Below are 18,674 nucleotides of genomic sequence, written 5' to 3' on the forward strand. Positions count from 1 at the left end.
TTATACGTGGATATCCTGTGTACGGGGCTAGAACTAGTAATCCCACTCCCAAAAAAACAAGTGCAAAATAGAGGAGATTACCCTTGAAGAAGCGCCCGACGTAATCAGGGTTCTTAGCTTTATATTCTCGGTCGATATAAAATGAGGGAAAACCGTTAGCGACCTGCACTGCGATGATGAGATATGCGAATGATCCAAACCATATACTTATTGCCATTGAAGTTACCGCACCGCCTCAATCGGGCCTTCGGCGCGGCCTTGGATGAATTGCTCAAGGTAAGGATCACCGGATTGGTCCATATCGCCCACAGGGCCGGTCCATTGGATGACACCATCGTGCAGCATGGCAACGTTGTCGGCGATGGCGCGGACGCTGGACATGTCGTGGGTGATCGTCATGGCGGTGGCGCCCATTTCGACGACGATCTCGCGGATCAGATCGTTGATCACGCCGGACATGATCGGGTCAAGGCCGGTGGTGGGTTCGTCAAAGAAGATGATCTCAGGCTCGGCCGCGATGGCGCGGGCAAGACCCACACGTTTTTGCATGCCGCCAGAGAGTTCGCCGGGGAATTTATCAGCAACATCGGCCTTGAGGCCGACACGGCGCAATTTTTCAACGGCGATTTCACGGGCTTCTTCCTTGGGGCGCATGAGCGAGCCGCGCAGCAAGCGGAAGGCGACGTTTTGCCAGACGGGCAGGCTATCGAACAGCGCGCCACCTTGGAAGAGCATACCAAAGCGCGCAAGGAACGCATCGCGGTCAGCTTTGGTCACGTCTTCCTCGTCCAGGGTGATGATGCCGCTGTCGGGGTGAATGAGACCCAGCACGCATTTCAGCGTGACGGATTTTCCGGTGCCAGAGCCGCCAATGATCACCATCGAGGTGCCCTTGGGAATCTCAAGGTTCACGCCTTGCAGGACGCGGTTAGGGCCAAAGGCCTTGTGGACGTTTTCCATTCTGATCATAGCGAGAAGAAAACTCCTGTGAGGACAAAGTTAGCGGCCAAAATCAGCACCGCGGCGGCCTGAACCGAGCTTTTGGTGGCGCGGCCCACACCTTGAGCGCCGCGACCAGAGTTCATGCCGAAGTAGCAGCCCATGATTGAGGCGATGACGCCAAAGGCGGCGCCTTTGACCAAGGATGACACGATATCGCGCATCTCGAGGAAGTTGACAGTGTTGTGTAGGTATGTGGCGGGGTTGAAGTTCAGATTTTGCACCGCAACGGTAAAGCCACCCATGATGCCGATGATGTCACCGACCGCCACCAAAATTGGCACGGTGAGTAATGCGGCCAGAACACGTGGGGCGACGAGATATTTCATCGGGTGGGTGGAGAGCGTGACCAGAGCGTCGATTTGTTCTGTCACCTTCATGGTGGCGATCTCGGCGGCGATTGAGGAGGTCACACGCGCGGCGATCATCAGGCCAACAAGAACAGGCCCCAATTCGCGCACCATGCCGATGGCAACGATCTGAGGCATCACCGCCTCGGCGTTGAAACGTCCGCCACCGGCGTAGATTTGCAGTGCCAATGCGCCGCCGGTGAAGAGGGCGGTGAGACCAACCACCGGCAAGGACATCCAGCCGATCTGGAGCAGCGCAATCAGCAGCTCGCGAGGGTAATAGGGAGGCCGCAGAATATGTGCAAAAGTCTGGCCCGAAAAGGTTGCCAGTCGGCCAAGAGAAGCCATCCCGTTCAGTGCAAATCGCCCGAGGGAGGCCAGAAAGCCCAGTATGAAACTCATATACCGATATACCGCCGTGCATAGCGTGACCCCAAAGAGGTCAAGATTTCGTAACCGATGGTTCCGGCATCATCTGCCAGATCATCAACAGTTTGTTCCGCCCCTAAAAGGCGCATGTCTTTCGGGTCTTCACCTAGATCGGTGATGTCGACGCCGATCAGGTCCATTGATATGCGCCCGGCGATCGGGCAAGCGACGCCATCTGCGAACAACATGGCCCCAGCGGCTATGGCGCGCATAATACCATCGGCATATCCGGCAGAAATTGTGGCAATACGGGTTGGGCGCGTCGCAGTAAAGCTGTTGCCATAACCGACGGTTTCATCAACCTCTAGATCACGGCATTGAACCACCGGAATATCGAGGGTGACCACGTATTGCGCTTCGTCAAAGGGATGACCACCATAAAGGCCGATGCCGGGGCGGGTCATATCAAAATCATATTGGCGGCCGAGAAGGATGCCGCCGGTATTAGCTAATGAGCGAGGAATATTCAGGTCGGATGTTATCGATTTGAAAACATTCAACTGTTCTTGGTTCATGATGTGGTTTGGTTCATCCGCACATGCCAGATGGCTAATGATTAGCCTTGGGGACATCTGTAGCATAATCTCACGCACGGCACTCCATTCCTGCGGCTCCATGCCGAGGCGGTTCATACCAGTATCTAGCTGGACGCCAAAGGGATGGCTGGGTAATGATTCCACATGGCGGATCATTTGTTCCAGAGAATTGAGCATCGGAACCAGATCAAGATCACCTATCATGTCGGTATCTCCGGACATGTGTCCGGAAAAAACGTTAATGGTAGGGCCGGGGCCAAGGGCCTGCCGCAGGGCGGCACCTTCTTCGGCATTGGCTACAAAGAATGTTCGGGCACCTGCGGTTGCCAGCGCGCGTGCTACGCGCGATGCGCCCAGACCATAAGCATCAGCTTTGACCACAGCTGCGGTTTCGGCGCGGGTTACGGTATCCAGCGCGCGCCAGTTGGCGCAAACCGCGCCAAGATCGATTGTCAGTCGTCCACTGCTCATGGTGCTGTTCATGACATGGCAGCGCGCAGGGTCAAGGGGGAATCCGCGTTTGAGCCCGGTCTGATGCAGCCATAATGCTGTCAAAATATCGTCTGATTGGTCGTTTACCACATCTTCGGACCTGAGTGGAGAGGCACCATGAGTTTCAAGTATGATTTCGATATGTTCTCGGTTGTACCAGACGAGATGAAGCAAGAATTTCAGAATGCTTTTGATGATCTGGGCATGGGGGGGCAGGCCTCAGAAGAGGTGGCTCTGTTTCGCGATCCGGCTTTGGCTGTGGCGTTGCAAAATGCAGATGACGAGGTTCGTCAGCTCTTTTTAAATGCAGGATTTGGCCTGAACATCTATGATTCAGGTGCGCCAGACGATCGGTATCTGGCCAAAGATGAGGAGCGCCGGACGGCCTGTATCAACCGTTTTGCCCAACGCGTGATCAACGAACGGGATGTTTTGTCACGAAACTGGAATGGCTTTGATATTGATGCGTTTCTGGATCACGTCTCGCGTGCCAGTGCGATTGAAGAAACCGGCGTAATTGAAGAAACCGGTCCCGCGCCAGAGATTGTTGAAAAACCGAAACATTCGAATGTAATCCGTCTGGCCAGTCTCGGCGTTGTGGCTGCGAGTGTTGTCCTGGCGCTGACCACTGGGGCGTGGTCTTTTTAAGCACTTGAAATATGATCAGACCGGTGGTTGTTGTTTCTTACAGGGCAGGCAGTTGCTGTGTTGCACAGTGAATGCCGCCTCCGACCTCACCTAAGGCATCGACATTAAGTGAGACAATCTCGCGATTTGGATAATGCTTTCTCAGCGTATCCTCAGCAAGGCTATCAGTTTCCTGATCACCAAATTTCGAGGCTATTATTGCGCCATTACAGGCATAATAATTCGCATAGGATGCCACGAAATCTATGCTGTTGATGCGGGGGGTAACGGGCTCTGGGATAACAGTTACCTCAAGGTCCTCGGCCTGCAGTTGAGCGTGGGTTTCAAGGGCCGCAATATGGAACGGATCACGCATATCCGGCTCTTCGGGTAGATTGATAAGTACCCGACCGGGGCCCGTGAACCGGGCCAGACTGTCGATGTGATAATCGGTGATGTCTTCGCCCCAAACGCCGGCGGACCAGATCATGCGGTCAGCCCCGTAGGCTTGTAGCAATTTTTGTTCAATCTGGTCGCGGCTTAGCCCGCGATTGCGGTTCGGGTTTACCCAAGAGCTTTCATGCGCCATCAGCAATCCGTGGCCGTCATGCTCAACGGCGCCGGCCTCTCCGTGTAGGCCGCTGGAAATAAGATCTAGGCCAAGGCGGTCAGCCACAGCGGCTGCGACTTGCCCGTCATGTGTATGGACCTGTTTTTGGCCCCAGCCATTAAACTGGATGTGGCTGACGGCAAGGGTGCCATCAGATTTTTGTGCAAAGAGCGGGCCAGAGTCGCGACACCAAAGGTCTTCGGTCGGGATATCCCACAGTTTGACCTTAGAGGAGAGGTATTTTTTTGCCTGACGGTGCGTACTGCCTTCGGCCAGCATGATCACCGGCTCAAAAGCCGAAATAGCATTGGCAATATCGGCAATAGCACCACGCAACATGTCCAAAAAGACCGGATCAGGATGCACTTTGCGGCTGGTTGGCCATTGCATGAAGGTCAGGGCATGGGGGGATTCTTCGGGTGGCACCCAAAGCGGGGCTTTTGCCTGTGCCAAAGTCGTGCCTCCAATACCTGAAAGGGTGCAGCAGGCGGCGCCACCAGCCAAAAGCGTGCGTCGGTCCATGTGTCTGCCCTTTCAATTCATTCAGAATGGTTGGCGAAGCTTGGCATGATAATTTGCGCCGGTAAACTGTTGTAAGCAGCTCATTGGCTCAAAGCGCATGTCAGCGATCAACAAACATGCTGTTGCCCGGTGTCACACCCCGGTGATAGGTGCAAAACGTATCGGATGCATCCGGCGTTGTGGTATGTATTTTAATGTTCGTGATGACCTCTACTGCACCATGATCCAAACAAGCCTGCTGCGCCTGTTTCACGATCTCCAGCAAGTCGTTCAATTCGCCTCGCATCGTGGTTTCCATGGCTCCAACCTGAAACGGGACATTGGCCGCTTTGACGACATCAATAGCGCGATCCACAACCTCAAAGTTGTTTCCATGTCTCACCCTCGGGATGACCTGAAAGGCAAGGTAGGTTTCAGTGGCTTTTTGATCTGACTGAGGCATGTTTTTGCTCTTTCGGCACCACAGAAGCGCTTTTCCGTAAAGGTTAGCGGTCCAAAAAGGCGCGATTTTGGTGCATTTTTGACTTTAGAATTCCTGATCGCTGCCTTGCTGCCAGGGTTTGACCAGATTGCCAAAGCGGGTGAACTGGCTTTCAAAGCTCAGCTCGACTGTACCGATGGGGCCGTGACGTTGCTTGCCGATGATCACTTCGGCCTTGGCGTGCAGGCGGGCCATTTTTTCCTGCCATTCGGCCATTTCCTCAAGCCGTTCATCGGATGGTTTCTCACGTTCAACATAATATTCCTCTCGGAACACGAACATGACCACGTCGGCATCTTGCTCGATTGAGCCCGATTCCCGCAGATCTGACAGCTGTGGGCGTTTGTCGTCACGGCTTTCGACCTGACGCGAGAGCTGGGACAGGGCAACAACAGGAATGTTGAGTTCTTTGGCAATGGCTTTGAGACCCATGGAAATTTCGCCGATTTCCTGCACCCGGTTGTCGGATGTACCGCGCACCAGCTGCAAGTAGTCGACGATCAGCAGGTCAAGACCGTGGGTCCGTTTCAGGCGGCGGGCACGGGCGGCCAGCTGTGCGATCGGGATGGCGGCGGTGTCGTCGATGTAAAGCGGGCAAGATTCCAGTGTTTTGGCGGCTTCGACAAAGCGGCGAAACTCGACCTCGTCCATGTCGCCCTGTCGGATCTTGTGCGATGAAATCTCTGAGGCTTCGGCCAAAACCCGGCCAGCCAGCTGTTCGGCGCTCATCTCAAGGCTGTAGAAACCGACGACCCCGCCTTCAACCGCGCCTTCACTGCCGTCGGGCAGGGTGCCGCGTTTATAGGCTTTGGCGACGTTAAAAGCGATGTTGGTCGCCAGTGATGTTTTCCCCATCGAGGGGCGGCCAGCCAAGATCAGCAGGTCAGATTTGTGCAACCCGCCAAGCTTTCCATCCATATCAAGCAGGCCCGTGGAAATGCCTGCAAGCCCGCCCTCGCGCTGATAGGCAGCATTGGCCACGTTCACCGCATCGGTGACGGCCTTGAGGAAGGACTGGAACCCGGTTTCGGTCTGGCCCTGTTCCGATAGCTTATACAGTGCTTGTTCTGCTTCGACGATCTGATCGCGCGGTTCGCTGGCAACATCGGCACGTGTGGCTTTGCCAGCAATGTCGTGGCCGAGGCCAATCAGTTCGCGACGGATAGCCATGTCATAGATCATCTGCGCGTAGTCGCGCACCGCAAAGCTGCTGATTGCCGCGCCAGCAAGACGTGCCAGATAAGCGGGACCGCCAAGTTCCTTGAGGCCCTCATCGTTTTCCAGAAACGCCTTGAGGGTTACGGGGGAGGCAAGGTTGCCTTTGGCAATACGAGCGGCCGCTGTTTCATAGATGCGGGCATGTACAGGGTCATAGAAATGCTGTGCGCCAATGATGCTGGCAACGCGATCATAGACATCGTTATTCGTCAGGATCGCCCCCAGAAGCTGTTGTTCAGCTTCGATGGAGTGCGGCATTGAATCAGCTTGCTCGACTTCGACGCCAGTGGCGTTGAAGCTGGTGACCTCGTTCATAATCTTTCCCCGTCGGCTTTGTGGGGTTCATACAGATTCCACGTGGGTAAGAGCAAACTGTATGTTTTTGTGGACAGGCTGTGGATAACTGTCCATGTCCCACATATTGCCGTATTGATTGGCATTTCGTCAATATTTAGTATTTCGTGCGCTATTTCCCGCAGAGTGCAATTGCGCCAATGTTGTAGCCCTGACGCGTGGTCAGGGCTGTTGTGCTTGGTTCAGCTGCGTGCGGCCTGCCAGGCGCGCGGATCATTGAGGAACGATTCGACACCATCGAGCGTGGCTTTGTCGAAAGAGCCCTGCGCACGGGCCTCGGCCAGAACATCCCACCACGTGCACAGGTGATGCAGGTTAACACCATGATCCCCAAGCGTCTTTTCTGTTTCCGGGAAAATGCCATAGTAGAAGATCACAGCCGTATGGGCGCAGCTGGCACCGGTTTCACGGATGGCGTCCACAAAGCTGAGCTTGGAGCCACCATCGGTGGTCAGGTCTTCGACCAGCAAAACGCGCTCGCCTTCGGACATCGCGCCCTCAATCCGGGCATTGCGGCCGTAGCCTTTGGGTTTTTTACGAACGTAAGTCATCGGCAATGCCATACGTTCAGCCACCAGCGCGGCAAAGGGAATGCCCGCGGTTTCGCCACCGGCGATGTTGTCGAACGCTTCAAAGCCAGCATTGCGCATCACAGTGACAGTGAGGAAATCCATCAAGGTGCTGCGGATGCGGGGATAGCTGATCAGCTTGCGGCAATCGATATAGGTCGGACTCGGCAGGCCAGAGGCCAGAGTAAAGGGCTCGTCCGCGTTGAAATGTACCGCCTGAATTTCCAGCAGCATGCGGGCGCTGAGACGGGCGATTTCCTTGGCATCGGGATAGGAGGAAGGGATCATGATCTTGTCCTTGTTAATCTTGAGGGGCGGGGAGGGTCACTCCACCCGCCAATGCAGGTCAAAGCCGGGGTTGAAAACGGTAACGGGGCCATCTTCGGTTTCGATATGACTGGGGTAGGTTACCTGATCGCCTTTGGTCAGGGTGATCTTTGCCACATTCACTGACAAACGATAGAAAGCGGGGCCATTGAGCGACGAGAACTTCTCGAGCTGATCAAGCGCATTTTCTTCCTCGAACACATGCGCCAAGAGCGACATGGTGTTGGTGGCCGTAAAGCAGCCAGCGCAGCCACAGGCGCTTTCTTTATTGTCATCGGTATGAGGCGCGCTGTCGGTACCAAGGAAGAACCGGGCATCACCCGAGGTAGCAGCTTTGCGCAGGGCAAGGCGGTGCTCTTCACGTTTGGCGACGGGCAGGCAGTAGTAATGCGGTTTGATCCCGCCGACCAGAATATGGTTGCGGTTGATGATCAGGTGGTGGGTTGTGATTGTCGCGCCCAGATCGTTGTCGTTGGCTTTGACATAGTCCACCCCGTTGGCGGTGGTGATATGTTCCATGACCACGCGCAGGCCCGGTGTGGTGCGGCGGATCGGGTCCAGAACCCGGTCGATAAACACGGCTTCGCGGTCAAAAATGTCGATGTCTGCGTCGGTGACCTCGCCATGTACGCATAGCGGGCAGCCAATCTCGGCCATACGCTCCAGCACCGGGCGCACCTTGTCGAAGTTGCTGACACCGCTGGAGGAATTGGTCGTGGCGCCGGCCGGGTACAGCTTGACCGATTTGATCAATCCGCTGGCATGTGCCGCGGCCAGATCATCGGGGTTGGTCTCTTCTGTCAGATAAAGCGTCATCAACGGCTCAAAGTTCATGCCTTCAGGCAGGGCGGCCAAAATGCGGTCACGGTAGGCCGCAGCCTGATCACCGGTTATCACTGGTGGTACAAGGTTTGGCATGATGATCGCGCGGCCAAAATGGCGAGCAGTTTCGGGCAGGACGGCGCGCAGCATTGCGCCATCACGCAAATGCAGGTGCCAGTCGTCGGGTCGGTGCAGGGTCAGGCTTTGGGTCATGTCCCGGCTTTACACAATCCTGCGCGCCAGTGCCAGTGCCCGAATGAGGACTTAGTCAGCCGATTGTGGATCATGTATGCTTTGCGTATTTAACACGAGTTCGCTGTGCTCCAAGGCGGTGCGGAACAACGGAGCAGAGCGTTCCTTCAACACACGGCGACAGAGCCGCGTAATCAACCAATGGCGATCTTCCTGACGCAGACGTCTGAGCAAGTTGAGTTGATAACGTGGATCCCCGTGCCGGGCACGACATAGCCGCGCAAGACTGCTGGATGATAGCCGGTCCGAGCTCATTTGTGCCAGGATACGTAAAATCAAATCCATCCGAATGAGTGCAGCCTCAAGTGCGGCGCCCATGAAACGTGTGCGAAACGACACCACATTGGGACGGTTGAACAAGGCTGCATGCATTGCATCGGTTGTAATTGCAGGGTCATAAAGCAAAAATACGGTTTCCGCGGCTTCGATCATATCTGGGGCATAGGCGTAGCGACTGCTGAAATCAGTACGCCGCATATGACGGAACCGATCATCCCATTCGGTTAGTTCGGGGGCTAGCGTGGCTTGTGGCTGCAGTAGCAAAACCTTTGCCCCAGGTGCCGATACAGAGAACGCCGCAGCGGCATAACCGCAGGGCCCGGCGCCGTAAAAAATGACCTGTTCGAAATCCTCAAAAAATCCATCATCAATCAGCCGGTCAAAATATCCGTAAACCCAGTCGTCTCGAAACCATGTGTCACCTTTCGACATCAAGCAAAGGTGCGACCAGCCTAATGCCCGCACCATTGACCAGCCCAAGGGGTGCGCTGTTTCTGTTCTTGCGGATACCGCGCCGAAGGATTCAAACGTCACTAAAAGGGTTGGTTTTTTTTCAATCAGGATGGCAGCGTGATTTTTGCCCAGGTATTCGACATATCCATCCTCGTCCGCGATCTGCTCCGCTGTTTCTAGCCAGGCTTGCCATTGCAACCCTCCAAGGGAGTGTTCGAGAGAGGGGGGGGGCTCGTGCATAGTGTTAAATCCTAAATACCATTACTAACATCAACTGGCCCAGTTACAGCGGGCTATTGTCCAATCTGGTCAAAAATTTGAAGAATCCAAGAGGTTTCTGGATATTAGAGTAAAGATGTGATCAGTTCTGCCTATTGACCACCATTGTAGACTATGCAGGGATCACCCCTGAACGGAGGTCCTAATGCAATCGATCTCATCCATATGTGATGTACAACACAAACTGAACGCAAAAGGCTATGTTTGCGATAGATCACTGGCCACGGTGGTGTTTTTAGGGCTGCGTTTGGGGCGGCCACTGTTTTTGGAAGGCGAGGCTGGCGTTGGGAAAACCGAAATCGCCAAAACGCTGGCTGCGGCTTTGGGGCGGCGTTTGATCCGGTTACAATGTTACGAAGGTCTTGATGCCGCAACTGCTGTTTATGAATGGAATTTTGCCGCCCAAATGATTGCGATTCGCGCGGCAGAGGCGAGTGCGTCAGATCAGGCACAGCTGACAGATGAAGTTTTTAGCGAAAAGTATCTGATTGAGCGCCCGCTTTTAGAGGCCATGCGTCCGCAACCGGGTGGCGCACCGGTATTGCTGATTGACGAACTGGATCGCACGGATGCGCCGTTTGAGGCGTTTTTGCTGGAAGCTTTGAGTGATTTTCAAGTGACAATTCCTGAGCTGGGTACAATCATCGCGCCTGAGCCGCCGATTGTTGTTGTCACCTCGAACCGCACACGCGAAGTGCATGACGCGCTTAAACGGCGCTGTCTTTACCATTGGGTCGATTTCCCCAGCTTTGATCGTGAGATCGAGATCTTACAAGCCCGCGCCCCTGAGGCATCCGCGGCGCTGAGCCGTGAGGTCGTTGCCTTTGTGCAAAAGCTGCGCACAGAGGATTTGTTCAAAAAGCCCGGTGTCGCAGAAACCATCGATTGGGCAAAATGCCTGCTGGCGCTGGATGTGGTGAACCTTAGCCCTGAGGTCATTTCTGACACTTTGGGCGCTTTGCTGAAGTATCAAGATGACATTACAAAGTTGCAAGGAAGTGAGGCCACGCGGGTTTTAGAGGCGGCGAAATCAGAGCTGACTCTTGCATGACAAGTTCTAAGACACAGCATTTGACTGTTTTGCAGCCACACCCAGGGATTTACGCCTATTATGACGGGCGTGTATCCGGCTATCGCTTCATGGAGGAAAAAAATTGGGTTGATGACGGCGCCATAGCTCTTGGGATTGCCACCTACACTGTGGTCGAAGGCAAGCAGGCGTTCGTTTACGATACCCATGTATCACCAGAGCATGGCGCGTTCATAAGGGAGCATTTGAATGGGTTAGGGGTTACCGATGTAACCGTGATTTATAGTCACTGGCACCTGGATCATGTGGCGGGCACCTCTGCTTTTAACGATTGCGATGTGATCGCAAACGAGAAGACCTTCCACCATTTAAATGCACGCAAAACCGTGATCGAAACAGGACAATATCACGGACCGCCTGCAGTCAACCCTTTGATCTTACCAACGCAAACCTTCTCAGGAACGATGGAACTGACACTGGGTGACCGCCGGGTCGTGTTGATCGAGGCAAACATTCACAGTGATGATGCAACGGTATTGTGGTTGCCAGAAGACGGCATCTTGTTGGCGGGCGATACGATTGAGGACCCGCTGACCTATGTCGATGAGCCTGCGGATTTTGCCCACCATCTGCGTGATCTTAATCATCTGGCCGCGTTGGAGCCGCGGCACATTTTGCCAGACCACGGTGCGCCTGAGATCATCGCCCAAGGCGGGTTTGGCCCTGAGGTTATCAAGGCAATGAAGCGGTATATTCAGTGGCTGATGTCGCTTGAAACCGCCCCGGAACAGGCGCGTGATCGGCCAGAGGATATACTGGCTGTGGACATTGAGGCCGGGACATTAAAATGGTTTGAGCCATATCGTGATGTGCATGCTGCCAATGTTGCAGCTGTTTTGAAATTATACGGTCATGCCTGAATATGCGCCACTTGATCTGCCAGACACTCCACGCCTGACGCATAATATCACCCATTTCGCCCGGGCGTTGCGTCGTGCCGGACTACCTGCTGGCCCGGGCCGGGTGGTGGATGCGGTGCGAGCGGTGCAAGCGGCAGGGTTCACGTCGAAACAGGATTTCTTTTTCACCCTGCGTGCTTGTTTTGTGAACCGTCCTGAACAGCGCGACGTCTTTGCTCAGATCTTTCGACTTTACTGGCGTGATCCGCAGTATCTGGAACAGATGATGTCATTGTTATTGCCGTCGATGCGTGGTGTGCAGGATGATCGCCAAGCTCAAGCCGCAGAAAAACGTGCGACTGAGGCGTTGCTGGATGGCTTGGGGCCAGAGCCGCCAGAGATGGATCACCGACCCGAAGAGCTTCTGATAGAAATTGATGCCTCGCTAACCATGTCGACTCAGGAGCGGCTCAGATCATTGGATTTTGAGCAGATGAGCACGGATGAGATTACGCAAGCCAAGCGCATGCTGGCGCGTCTTAAGCTGCCGGTCAAACCTTATGCATCACGACGTGGTCAGGCGAATTCGCATGGTTCACGCATTGATGCACGTGCAACTTTGCGTGCGGCCTTACGTCGTGGTGGCGAAATTCGTTGTATTCACAAACAAAAGCCGCGCGAACGTTGGCCCAATCTGGTGGTGTTGTGTGATATTTCAGGCTCGATGAGCCAATATAGCCGCATGGTGCTGCATTTCCTGCATGCTGTGAGCAATCACAAGGGCGCAGGTTGGGCACAGGTGCATGCCTTTACCTTTGGTACGCGGTTGACAAATATTACCCGGCATCTGGCGACCCGCGATGTCGATGCAGCGCTGACGGCTGCAGGGGTCGAGGCGCAAGATTGGGAAGGCGGTACAAGGATCGGATCGTGCCTTCACGAATTTAACCGTGATTGGTCGCGTCGGGTGATGGGGCAAGGTGCGGTGGTGTTGTTGATCACAGATGGGTTGGATCGAGGCGCGCCTGACGATCTGTCACATGAGATGAAACGCCTGCAGCGCACCGCGCGGCGGCTGATCTGGCTTAATCCGCTACTTAGGTGGGATGGGTTTGCACCCAAGGCGCAAGGGATTGCGGCGATGTTGCCGCATGTTGATAGTTTTCGGGCCGGACATTCGATCGGGTCGTTGGAAGAATTGGTCGAAGCTATTTCGCGCCCGGATGATACAGGCCAGAAGATGCGTTTACTTGATATGCTGTAATCCGGGTTGCGGGGCAGGCGGTTTTCGCCGAAGACTCTTATCTCAGCGGTATGATCGAAATTGAGGAACGAAATGGACCGGTTCGACAATATTCCCGAAATTGCACTCGAATGGTATCGCGCAGGTAAAGGCGCGGCCTTGGCCACAGTCGTGGAAACCTGGGGCAGTGCCCCGCGCCGTGTTGGTAGCCAGTTGGTGATTTCCGGAAGCGGTGAGATCGAAGGATCTGTATCTGGCGGCTGCGTTGAAGGGGCGGTTGTCGCTGAAGCCATGGATGCGATAGAGGCGGGGAAGTCTATGGTGTTAGAGTATGGCATTTCTGATGGCGATGCCTTTGCCGTTGGTCTGGCCTGCGGTGGAACCATTCGTATTTTGGTTGAACCTATTGGGACGGTGATGCCAGAACAGATATTGAAAGATCTGGTTGCGGCGCGCGCCGCCCGTACACCCGTGGCTTATGTAACGGGTGCATCCGTCCAGCGCCGGTTAGAAAGCGAGGGATTTAACACGCGGTTCCGGGCGGATCGGTCTGGATTTGAGGATGATGGAGACACTTTTGTCTGTATTCACAATCCACCTTTGCGGATGATTGTGGTGGGCGCGGTGCATATCACACAGGCACTGGTGCCGATGGCGCGGATCGCAGGCTATGATCCAGTGCTGGTCGATCCGCGTGAAAGCTTTGGATCGCAGGCGCGGTTCCCGGGTGAAACGATCCTGAACGAGTGGCCGGAGGAAGCTTTGCAGGCCTTGGGGTTGGATACGCGCACAGCGCTGGTGTTACTTACACATGACCCGAAACTGGATGATCCTGCTTTGGAATTGGCACTTGAATCTGATGTGTTTTATATCGGTGCATTGGGATCCAAACGAACCCATGCCAAGCGGTTGGAACGCTTGCGTGCCAAAGGGTTCAGTGACGCGCAATTACAGCGCATACACGGACCAATAGGTCTGGACATTGGTGCGGCCAGCCCATCAGAGATCGCGGTTTCCACGCTGGCGGAGGTCACAAACGTTCTGCGACAGGGTGGAGAATGAAGTTTGGTTCTGTTCCCGTTGACAAGGCCGAGGGCGCCATTTTGGCCCATTCCGAAGCGGTTGTTGGCAAGCGTCTGCGCAAGGGTGTTGCTTTAACCGCATCGCATATAGCGGCACTGCAGCAGGCAGGGGTTTCCGAGGTCACGGTTGCACAACTTGAGCCTCGTGATGTGCATGAAGATCAAGCCGCTTTGGCTTTGGCACAGGCTCTGCAAGATGGAGCAGAAGGCCTAAGGTTAAGCGAACCATTTACGGGACGGGTGAATCTGATTGCAGATGGTCCCGGTGTTGTGTTGCTGGATGTTGAGAAAATTAATGCAGCAAATGCGGTAAATCCGATGGTTACAGTGGCCACTGTCGGGCCATTTCATCAGATCCATGCCGGGGGCATGATTGCGACGGTCAAGATCATTTCCTATGCCGTGCCTGAGGGTGAGATTGCACGCGCCGCTGAACTGGCGAAGGGCGCGGTAGGTCTGGCGAAACCGGTGAAGAAGACAGCGAGTTTGATAATAACAGAAATCCCCGGTGGCCCCGGGCACAAGGGGCTGGCGGCGATCGAAAACCGGTTGTCTGCGCTAGAGATAACTCTAACTGAGACCCGCAGTTGTCCGCATGATGAAGGCGCGTTGGCGGACGAGATTGCCGCTGCTAAAGGAGATGTCGTTTTGATCCTGACGGGTTCAGCAACATCAGATCCGCAAGATGTTGCTCCGGCGGCATTGCGACGGGCTGGGGGCACCGTGGACCGGTTTGGCATGCCCGTGGATCCGGGCAACCTGTTGTTTTTGGGGGATATCGAAAGTAGGCCAGTGATTGGCTTGCCGGGTAGTGCGCGTTCACCCGTGTTGCATGGCGCAGATTGGGTTTTGTCACGTGTGGCCTGTGGTATTGCAGTGACCAGCGCCGATATTGCGGGAATGGGGGTAGGTGGCTTGCTCAAGGAAATCCCTACGCGACCAATGCCGCGCAGGGGACGGGCGCGTTAGAAGCTTTCGGCAAGAACGCCCAAGATATGCGCCCACCCACCTTGGTGGTTGTCGCGGCTTTCCTCGTTGGGAAAGCGAATATGGGTAAGGGTCACATGAGTGCCCTCGGGGACCGCGCTAAAGTCTAGCGTGACCTGGCTACCCTCGACTGAAAACGGGCTTTCCCATGAAAACACTAACCGGTTGGGGCGGTCGATTTCTTGATAGACGCCGCCGTGGGGCATTTGATCGTCGCCAGCCTGCATGATCAGATCAAACCGCCCGCCGACTTTTGGATCGGTTGTCGCCTTAGGCGTGGTCATTCCGGGACCGGGGCACATGAAACGCATCAGCATTTCAGGGTTGAGCCAAGCGTCGAATACGACCTCGGGCGGGGCGGAGATGATGCGTTCGACCTGTAAATACAGGTCAGTTGTAGCCTTAGTTGTTGTCTGTGTCATTGGCAGTCTCCTTGGTGATCAGGTCATCCAGAGCCTCAAGCCGCAAGGACCAGATCGAGCGCAATTCCTCGAACCAGTCGTCTATTAGCTTCAGGCGTTGCAGCTGTATTTCAATCAGATGCTCACGCCATTCCGTCCGGCGCAGCACCAGACCAGCCCGTTCCAGCACTTTGATGTGTTTGGAAACGGAATTGAGGCTCATGTCGAAATGGGTGGCAATCTGCGTCACACGCAGCGGGCCGTGTTGCGCCAACAGTGTCAGTATGACCCGTCGTGTTGGATCACTTGCGGCCTTGAGCAGGTCGGACAGATTTTGCGATTCTAATTCATCCATATGGTTGAATAACATTGCGCACCATATCAATCAACCAATAAGGTGAATGATTTCACGAATATGCGCTTTGGTGTGGAAACCTGACCAATCGCAAAGTTTTTTCTTCTCATGTAAGCGGCCCCGTGTTTAACTCGCCCTAGCCAAGAAAAAATAGCTACTGGGAGGAGCCAATGTCACAGGTCACCATGACCGTGAATGGCAAGGCCGCGTCGGGCGAAATTGAAGGCCGCACGCTACTTGTCGATTTTCTACGCGAAACTTTGAATTTAACGGGGACACACGTCGGTTGTGATACCAGCCAATGTGGGGCCTGCGTCGTTCATGTGAACGGCAAGGCGGTCAAGGCTTGTACCATGTTTGCTGCCGAAGCTGAGGGCGCCGAGGTGGCCACCGTCGAAGGGATGGCAAATGCCGATGGGTCATTGGGTACAATCCAACAGGCGTTTCAGGACCATCACGGGTTACAATGTGGGTTTTGTACGCCGGGCATGGTGATGTCTGCGGCAGCTTTGCTGCAGGACAATCCAAAACCATCCGTGGCAGAGATCCGCGACTATCTGGAAGGCAATATCTGTCGCTGCACCGGGTATCATAACATCGTCAAAGCCATTCTGGCCGCCAGCGGTCAAGACGCAGACGCAATCGCCGCCGAATAAGGCGCAGGGGCGGGCGTGACCCGTGAACCCGATAGGGAGGATTTGATATGCCAGCAGATGGAGGCATTGGCGCCAGTACCAAACGGCGCGAAGACGTGCGGTTTCTAAGCGGAACCGGGAATTATACCGATGATATTAACTTGCGGGGTCAGGCCTATGTGCATTTCCTGCGCTCGGACGTGGCGCATGGGGTGCTTAGTAATGTTGATACATCTGCCGCCACACAGATGCCCGGCGTGCTGCGTATCTTTACGGGTGCGGATTTCGCCGAGGTAGGCGGGTTACCCTGTGGTTGGCAAATCACCGATCGGCACGGCGAAGTGATGCAGGAACCGGCGCACCCGGTGCTGGCACAAGGCAAGGTCCGGCATGTTGGCGAAATTATCGCTGCTGTGGTTGCGGAGAGCCGTGAGCAGGCGCGAGATGCAGCCGAAGCCATCGAAGTTGATATTGATGACCTGCCTGCTGTGGTTGATATGAAAGCGGCACTGGCGGATGGATCAACCAAGGTCCACGACGATCTGACCAGCAATCTTTGCTATGACTGGGGCTTTGTTGAAGAGAACCGTGATGCGGTTGATGCGGCCATCAAAGGCGCGGCACATGTCACGACGCTGGAGCTGGTCAATAACCGCCTGATTGCTAACCCAATGGAGCCGCGCGTTGCAGTTGGCGATTTCAACCGTGCCACTGGCGATAGCACGCTTTATACCACCTCACAAAATCCGCATGTCATCCGGTTGTTGATGGGTGCTTTTGTTTTGGGCATTCCAGAGCATAAGTTACGGGTTGTCGCACCTGATGTGGGTGGCGGGTTTGGGTCCAAGATCTTCCATTACGCGGAAGAGGCGTTTTGCACCTTTGCCGCCAAGGCCATGAACTGCGCGGTAAAATGGACGTCGAGCCGATCAGAAGCCTTTATGTCAGATGCGCATGGCCGTGATCATGTGACCAAGATCGAATTGGCACTGGATGCAGACAACAATTTTGTCGCGCTGCGCACGGACACGCATGCCAATATGGGCGCGTATTTGTCAACCTTTGCGCCATCTGTACCGACATGGCTACATGGCACGTTGATGGCGGGGAATTACAAGACACCGTTGATCTATGTGAACGTCAAGGCGGTCTTCACCAATACCGTGCCAGTTGACGCCTATCGCGGGGCCGGGCGGCCCGAGGCAACATTCCAGCTGGAGCGGGTGATTGACAAAGCCGCGCGTGAGCTAAGCCTTGATCCGATTGCGCTGCGGCGGCAAAACTTCATCACTGAATTCCCCTATGCCACGCCCGTGGCTGTGGAATATGACACCGGCGATTACAATGCCACCATGGATAAACTGGAAGAAATTGCAGACCTGTCCGGGTTTGATGCGCGGCGCAAAGCCAGCGCGGATAAGGGCCTGATCCGAGGTCTTGGCGTGAACTGTTATATCGAGGCTTGCGGGATCGCGCCCTCAAATCTGGTGGGCCAACTTGGTGCGCGTGCGGGACTGTATGAATCCGCGACTGTTCGGGTGAATGCGACCGGTGGCATTGTTGTGATGACCGGATCACACAGCCACGGGCAGGGGCATGAGACGTCTTTCCCACAGGTGATTGCAGATATGATCGGCATTGATGCTTCAATGGTGGAAATCAGTCATGGGGATACGGCCAATGTGCCGATGGGCATGGGCACCTATGGCTCGCGTTCTATCGCCGTGGGCGGCTCGGCCATGGTGCGGGCGGCCGAAAAGATTATCAGCAAGACCAAAAAGATAGCCGCACATCTCATGGAAGCTGCTGAAGCAGACATTGAGCTGAAGGATGGTCAGTTTAGCGTTGCTGGCACGGATAAATCTGTGGCCTGGGGTGATGTGACGCTGGCCGCTTATGTGCCGCATAACTATCCATTGGATGAGATCGAACCGGGACTTGAAGAAACGGCGTTCTATGATCCTGCGAACTTTACCTACCCTGCAGGGGCCTATGCCTGCGAAGTTGAAGTAGATCCTGATACCGGCAAGGTCACGATCGAGCGTTTTTCGGCCACAGATGATTTTGGCAATGTGATCAATCCAATGATCGTTGATGGTCAGGTTCATGGCGGCATCGCACAGGGCATTGGGCAGGCGTTGTTGGAAGGTTGTAGCTATGATGAGGATGGTCAGTTGCTGACCGGCTCTTACATGGATTACGCCATGCCGCGGGCGGATGATGTGCCGTTCTTTGCCGTGGATCATTCCTGTCAGACGCCCTGTACGCACAACCCGTTGGGCGTGAAAGGCTGTGGCGAAGCAGGGGCGATTGGGTCGCCACCTGCGGTGGTGAACGCTGTTGTCGATGCCCTGCGTCGTGCAGGCCACGATGTCACACATATCGATATGCCACTGTCGCCGTCGCGCGTCTGGTCAGCGATGCAAGGGTAAGGAGAAAAATC

Annotated in this window: 19 protein-coding genes; 8 read left to right on the top strand and 11 right to left on the bottom strand. The window is 55.0% G+C overall.

Annotated elements, in window-relative coordinates; genetic code table 11:
- Positions 1–222: 222 nt before the first annotated feature.
- The 3 genes from D9A02_RS11205 to alr are packed head-to-tail and all read right to left on the bottom strand — an operon-like array spanning position 223 to position 2,785.
- Positions 223–969, bottom strand: a complete 747-nt coding sequence (locus D9A02_RS11205) for an ABC transporter ATP-binding protein (protein ID WP_120501047.1) — start codon at positions 967–969, stop codon at positions 223–225.
- Positions 966–1,751, bottom strand: a complete 786-nt coding sequence (locus tag D9A02_RS11210; protein WP_120501048.1) for an ABC transporter permease — start codon at positions 1,749–1,751, stop codon at positions 966–968. Before D9A02_RS11210 ends, D9A02_RS11205 begins: the two co-directional genes overlap by 4 nt.
- Positions 1,748–2,785, bottom strand: coding sequence for an alanine racemase (gene alr / locus D9A02_RS11215; protein WP_120502496.1), 1,038 nt, complete (start codon positions 2,783–2,785; stop codon positions 1,748–1,750). Before alr ends, D9A02_RS11210 begins: the two co-directional genes overlap by 4 nt.
- A 138-nt stretch (positions 2,786–2,923) precedes the next feature.
- On the opposite strand from alr, the gene D9A02_RS11220 reads away from it, so the two are divergent.
- Entirely contained in the window at positions 2,924–3,454 is a 531-nt protein-coding gene (locus D9A02_RS11220) for a hypothetical protein (RefSeq protein ID WP_120501049.1), read from the top strand.
- A gap of 37 nt (positions 3,455–3,491) precedes the next feature.
- Here the strand turns inward: D9A02_RS11220 and D9A02_RS11225 are convergent, their stop codons facing one another.
- The 6 genes from D9A02_RS11225 to D9A02_RS11250 all read right to left on the bottom strand — a co-directional run bounded on the left by D9A02_RS11225 (position 3,492) and on the right by D9A02_RS11250 (position 9,560).
- Positions 3,492–4,565 carry an agmatine/peptidylarginine deiminase gene (locus D9A02_RS11225; RefSeq protein ID WP_120501050.1) on the bottom strand — a complete coding sequence of 358 codons (1,074 nt, stop codon included), beginning with the start codon at positions 4,563–4,565 and terminating at the stop codon, positions 3,492–3,494.
- A 100-nt stretch (positions 4,566–4,665) separates the two neighbouring features.
- Complete coding sequence (locus D9A02_RS11230) at positions 4,666–5,007, bottom strand: thiamine-binding protein (RefSeq protein WP_120501051.1); 342 nt, start codon at positions 5,005–5,007, stop codon at positions 4,666–4,668.
- 84 nt (positions 5,008–5,091) lie between these two features.
- On the bottom strand, positions 5,092–6,579 hold the full coding sequence (locus D9A02_RS11235; RefSeq protein WP_120501052.1) for a replicative DNA helicase: 1,488 nt from the start codon (positions 6,577–6,579) through the stop codon (positions 5,092–5,094).
- Between the two features lie 221 nt (positions 6,580–6,800).
- A complete protein-coding gene (locus D9A02_RS11240; protein ID WP_120501053.1) occupies positions 6,801–7,475 on the bottom strand; it encodes an orotate phosphoribosyltransferase in 675 nt (224 codons plus the stop codon).
- A 36-nt stretch (positions 7,476–7,511) separates the two neighbouring features.
- Entirely contained in the window at positions 7,512–8,549 is a 1,038-nt protein-coding gene (pyrC, locus tag D9A02_RS11245; RefSeq protein WP_120501054.1) for a dihydroorotase, read from the bottom strand.
- Between the two features lie 51 nt (positions 8,550–8,600).
- Positions 8,601–9,560 (bottom strand): phosphoadenosine phosphosulfate reductase, encoded by a 960-nt coding sequence (locus D9A02_RS11250; protein ID WP_120501055.1) that lies wholly within the window; start codon positions 9,558–9,560, stop codon positions 8,601–8,603.
- Positions 9,561–9,744: 184 nt separating this feature from the next.
- Between D9A02_RS11250 and D9A02_RS11255 the strand changes: the two genes are divergently transcribed.
- From D9A02_RS11255 to D9A02_RS11275, 5 genes are all read left to right on the top strand, one after another.
- Positions 9,745–10,650, top strand: coding sequence for a MoxR family ATPase (locus D9A02_RS11255; RefSeq protein ID WP_120501056.1), 906 nt, complete (start codon positions 9,745–9,747; stop codon positions 10,648–10,650).
- Positions 10,647–11,549 (top strand): MBL fold metallo-hydrolase, encoded by a 903-nt coding sequence (locus tag D9A02_RS11260; RefSeq protein ID WP_120501057.1) that lies wholly within the window; start codon positions 10,647–10,649, stop codon positions 11,547–11,549. Before D9A02_RS11255 ends, D9A02_RS11260 begins: the two co-directional genes overlap by 4 nt.
- Positions 11,542–12,792, top strand: coding sequence for a VWA domain-containing protein (locus D9A02_RS11265; RefSeq protein WP_120501058.1), 1,251 nt, complete (start codon positions 11,542–11,544; stop codon positions 12,790–12,792). Before D9A02_RS11260 ends, D9A02_RS11265 begins: the two co-directional genes overlap by 8 nt.
- A 72-nt stretch (positions 12,793–12,864) precedes the next feature.
- Positions 12,865–13,833 carry an XdhC family protein gene (locus D9A02_RS11270; RefSeq protein ID WP_120501059.1) on the top strand — a complete coding sequence of 323 codons (969 nt, stop codon included), beginning with the start codon at positions 12,865–12,867 and terminating at the stop codon, positions 13,831–13,833.
- Entirely contained in the window at positions 13,830–14,822 is a 993-nt protein-coding gene (locus tag D9A02_RS11275) for a molybdopterin-binding protein (protein ID WP_120501060.1), read from the top strand. Before D9A02_RS11270 ends, D9A02_RS11275 begins: the two co-directional genes overlap by 4 nt.
- Here D9A02_RS11275 and D9A02_RS11280 read toward each other — a convergent pair.
- Both D9A02_RS11280 and D9A02_RS11285 read right to left on the bottom strand, forming a co-directional pair.
- On the bottom strand, positions 14,819–15,262 hold the full coding sequence (locus D9A02_RS11280; protein WP_120501061.1) for an SRPBCC domain-containing protein: 444 nt from the start codon (positions 15,260–15,262) through the stop codon (positions 14,819–14,821). The two genes, D9A02_RS11275 and D9A02_RS11280, sit on opposite strands and share 4 nt — an antisense overlap.
- Positions 15,243–15,611 (bottom strand): helix-turn-helix transcriptional regulator, encoded by a 369-nt coding sequence (locus D9A02_RS11285; protein WP_254054607.1) that lies wholly within the window; start codon positions 15,609–15,611, stop codon positions 15,243–15,245. Before D9A02_RS11285 ends, D9A02_RS11280 begins: the two co-directional genes overlap by 20 nt.
- A gap of 155 nt (positions 15,612–15,766) precedes the next feature.
- Here D9A02_RS11285 and D9A02_RS11290 point away from each other — a divergent pair, with 155 nt between their 5' ends.
- Positions 15,767–16,252 carry a (2Fe-2S)-binding protein gene (locus D9A02_RS11290; protein ID WP_120501062.1) on the top strand — a complete coding sequence of 162 codons (486 nt, stop codon included), beginning with the start codon at positions 15,767–15,769 and terminating at the stop codon, positions 16,250–16,252.
- A gap of 47 nt (positions 16,253–16,299) precedes the next feature.
- Positions 16,300–18,663 (top strand): xanthine dehydrogenase family protein molybdopterin-binding subunit, encoded by a 2,364-nt coding sequence (locus D9A02_RS11295; RefSeq protein ID WP_120501063.1) that lies wholly within the window; start codon positions 16,300–16,302, stop codon positions 18,661–18,663.
- Positions 18,664–18,674: the final 11 nt, after the last annotated feature.

The sequence above is a fragment of the Roseovarius sp. EL26 genome (assembly GCF_900327775.1).
Lineage (GTDB): Bacteria > Pseudomonadota > Alphaproteobacteria > Rhodobacterales > Rhodobacteraceae > Roseovarius.

What these genes read in the sequence shown, in the direction of transcription:
- D9A02_RS11275 (WP_120501060.1), top strand. Translation starts at nt 13,830, where the DNA reads ATGAAGTTTGGTTCTGTTCCCGTTGACAAGGCCGAGGGCGCCATTTTG.
- D9A02_RS11230 (WP_120501051.1), bottom strand. Translation starts at nt 5,007, where the DNA reads ATGCCTCAGTCAGATCAAAAAGCCACTGAAACCTACCTTGCCTTTCAG.
- alr (WP_120502496.1), bottom strand. Translation starts at nt 2,785, where the DNA reads ATGAGCAGTGGACGACTGACAATCGATCTTGGCGCGGTTTGCGCCAAC.
- D9A02_RS11295 (WP_120501063.1), top strand. Translation starts at nt 16,300, where the DNA reads ATGCCAGCAGATGGAGGCATTGGCGCCAGTACCAAACGGCGCGAAGAC.
- D9A02_RS11270 (WP_120501059.1), top strand. Translation starts at nt 12,865, where the DNA reads ATGGACCGGTTCGACAATATTCCCGAAATTGCACTCGAATGGTATCGC.
- D9A02_RS11225 (WP_120501050.1), bottom strand. Translation starts at nt 4,565, where the DNA reads ATGGACCGACGCACGCTTTTGGCTGGTGGCGCCGCCTGCTGCACCCTT.
- pyrC (WP_120501054.1), bottom strand. Translation starts at nt 8,549, where the DNA reads ATGACCCAAAGCCTGACCCTGCACCGACCCGACGACTGGCACCTGCAT.
- D9A02_RS11285 (WP_254054607.1), bottom strand. Translation starts at nt 15,611, where the DNA reads ATGTTATTCAACCATATGGATGAATTAGAATCGCAAAATCTGTCCGAC.
- D9A02_RS11260 (WP_120501057.1), top strand. Translation starts at nt 10,647, where the DNA reads ATGACAAGTTCTAAGACACAGCATTTGACTGTTTTGCAGCCACACCCA.
- D9A02_RS11290 (WP_120501062.1), top strand. Translation starts at nt 15,767, where the DNA reads ATGTCACAGGTCACCATGACCGTGAATGGCAAGGCCGCGTCGGGCGAA.
- D9A02_RS11255 (WP_120501056.1), top strand. Translation starts at nt 9,745, where the DNA reads ATGCAATCGATCTCATCCATATGTGATGTACAACACAAACTGAACGCA.
- D9A02_RS11240 (WP_120501053.1), bottom strand. Translation starts at nt 7,475, where the DNA reads ATGATCCCTTCCTCCTATCCCGATGCCAAGGAAATCGCCCGTCTCAGC.
- D9A02_RS11250 (WP_120501055.1), bottom strand. Translation starts at nt 9,560, where the DNA reads ATGCACGAGCCCCCCCCCTCTCTCGAACACTCCCTTGGAGGGTTGCAA.
- D9A02_RS11205 (WP_120501047.1), bottom strand. Translation starts at nt 969, where the DNA reads ATGATCAGAATGGAAAACGTCCACAAGGCCTTTGGCCCTAACCGCGTC.
- D9A02_RS11220 (WP_120501049.1), top strand. Translation starts at nt 2,924, where the DNA reads ATGAGTTTCAAGTATGATTTCGATATGTTCTCGGTTGTACCAGACGAG.
- D9A02_RS11265 (WP_120501058.1), top strand. Translation starts at nt 11,542, where the DNA reads ATGCCTGAATATGCGCCACTTGATCTGCCAGACACTCCACGCCTGACG.
- D9A02_RS11210 (WP_120501048.1), bottom strand. Translation starts at nt 1,751, where the DNA reads ATGAGTTTCATACTGGGCTTTCTGGCCTCCCTCGGGCGATTTGCACTG.
- D9A02_RS11280 (WP_120501061.1), bottom strand. Translation starts at nt 15,262, where the DNA reads ATGACACAGACAACAACTAAGGCTACAACTGACCTGTATTTACAGGTC.
- D9A02_RS11235 (WP_120501052.1), bottom strand. Translation starts at nt 6,579, where the DNA reads ATGAACGAGGTCACCAGCTTCAACGCCACTGGCGTCGAAGTCGAGCAA.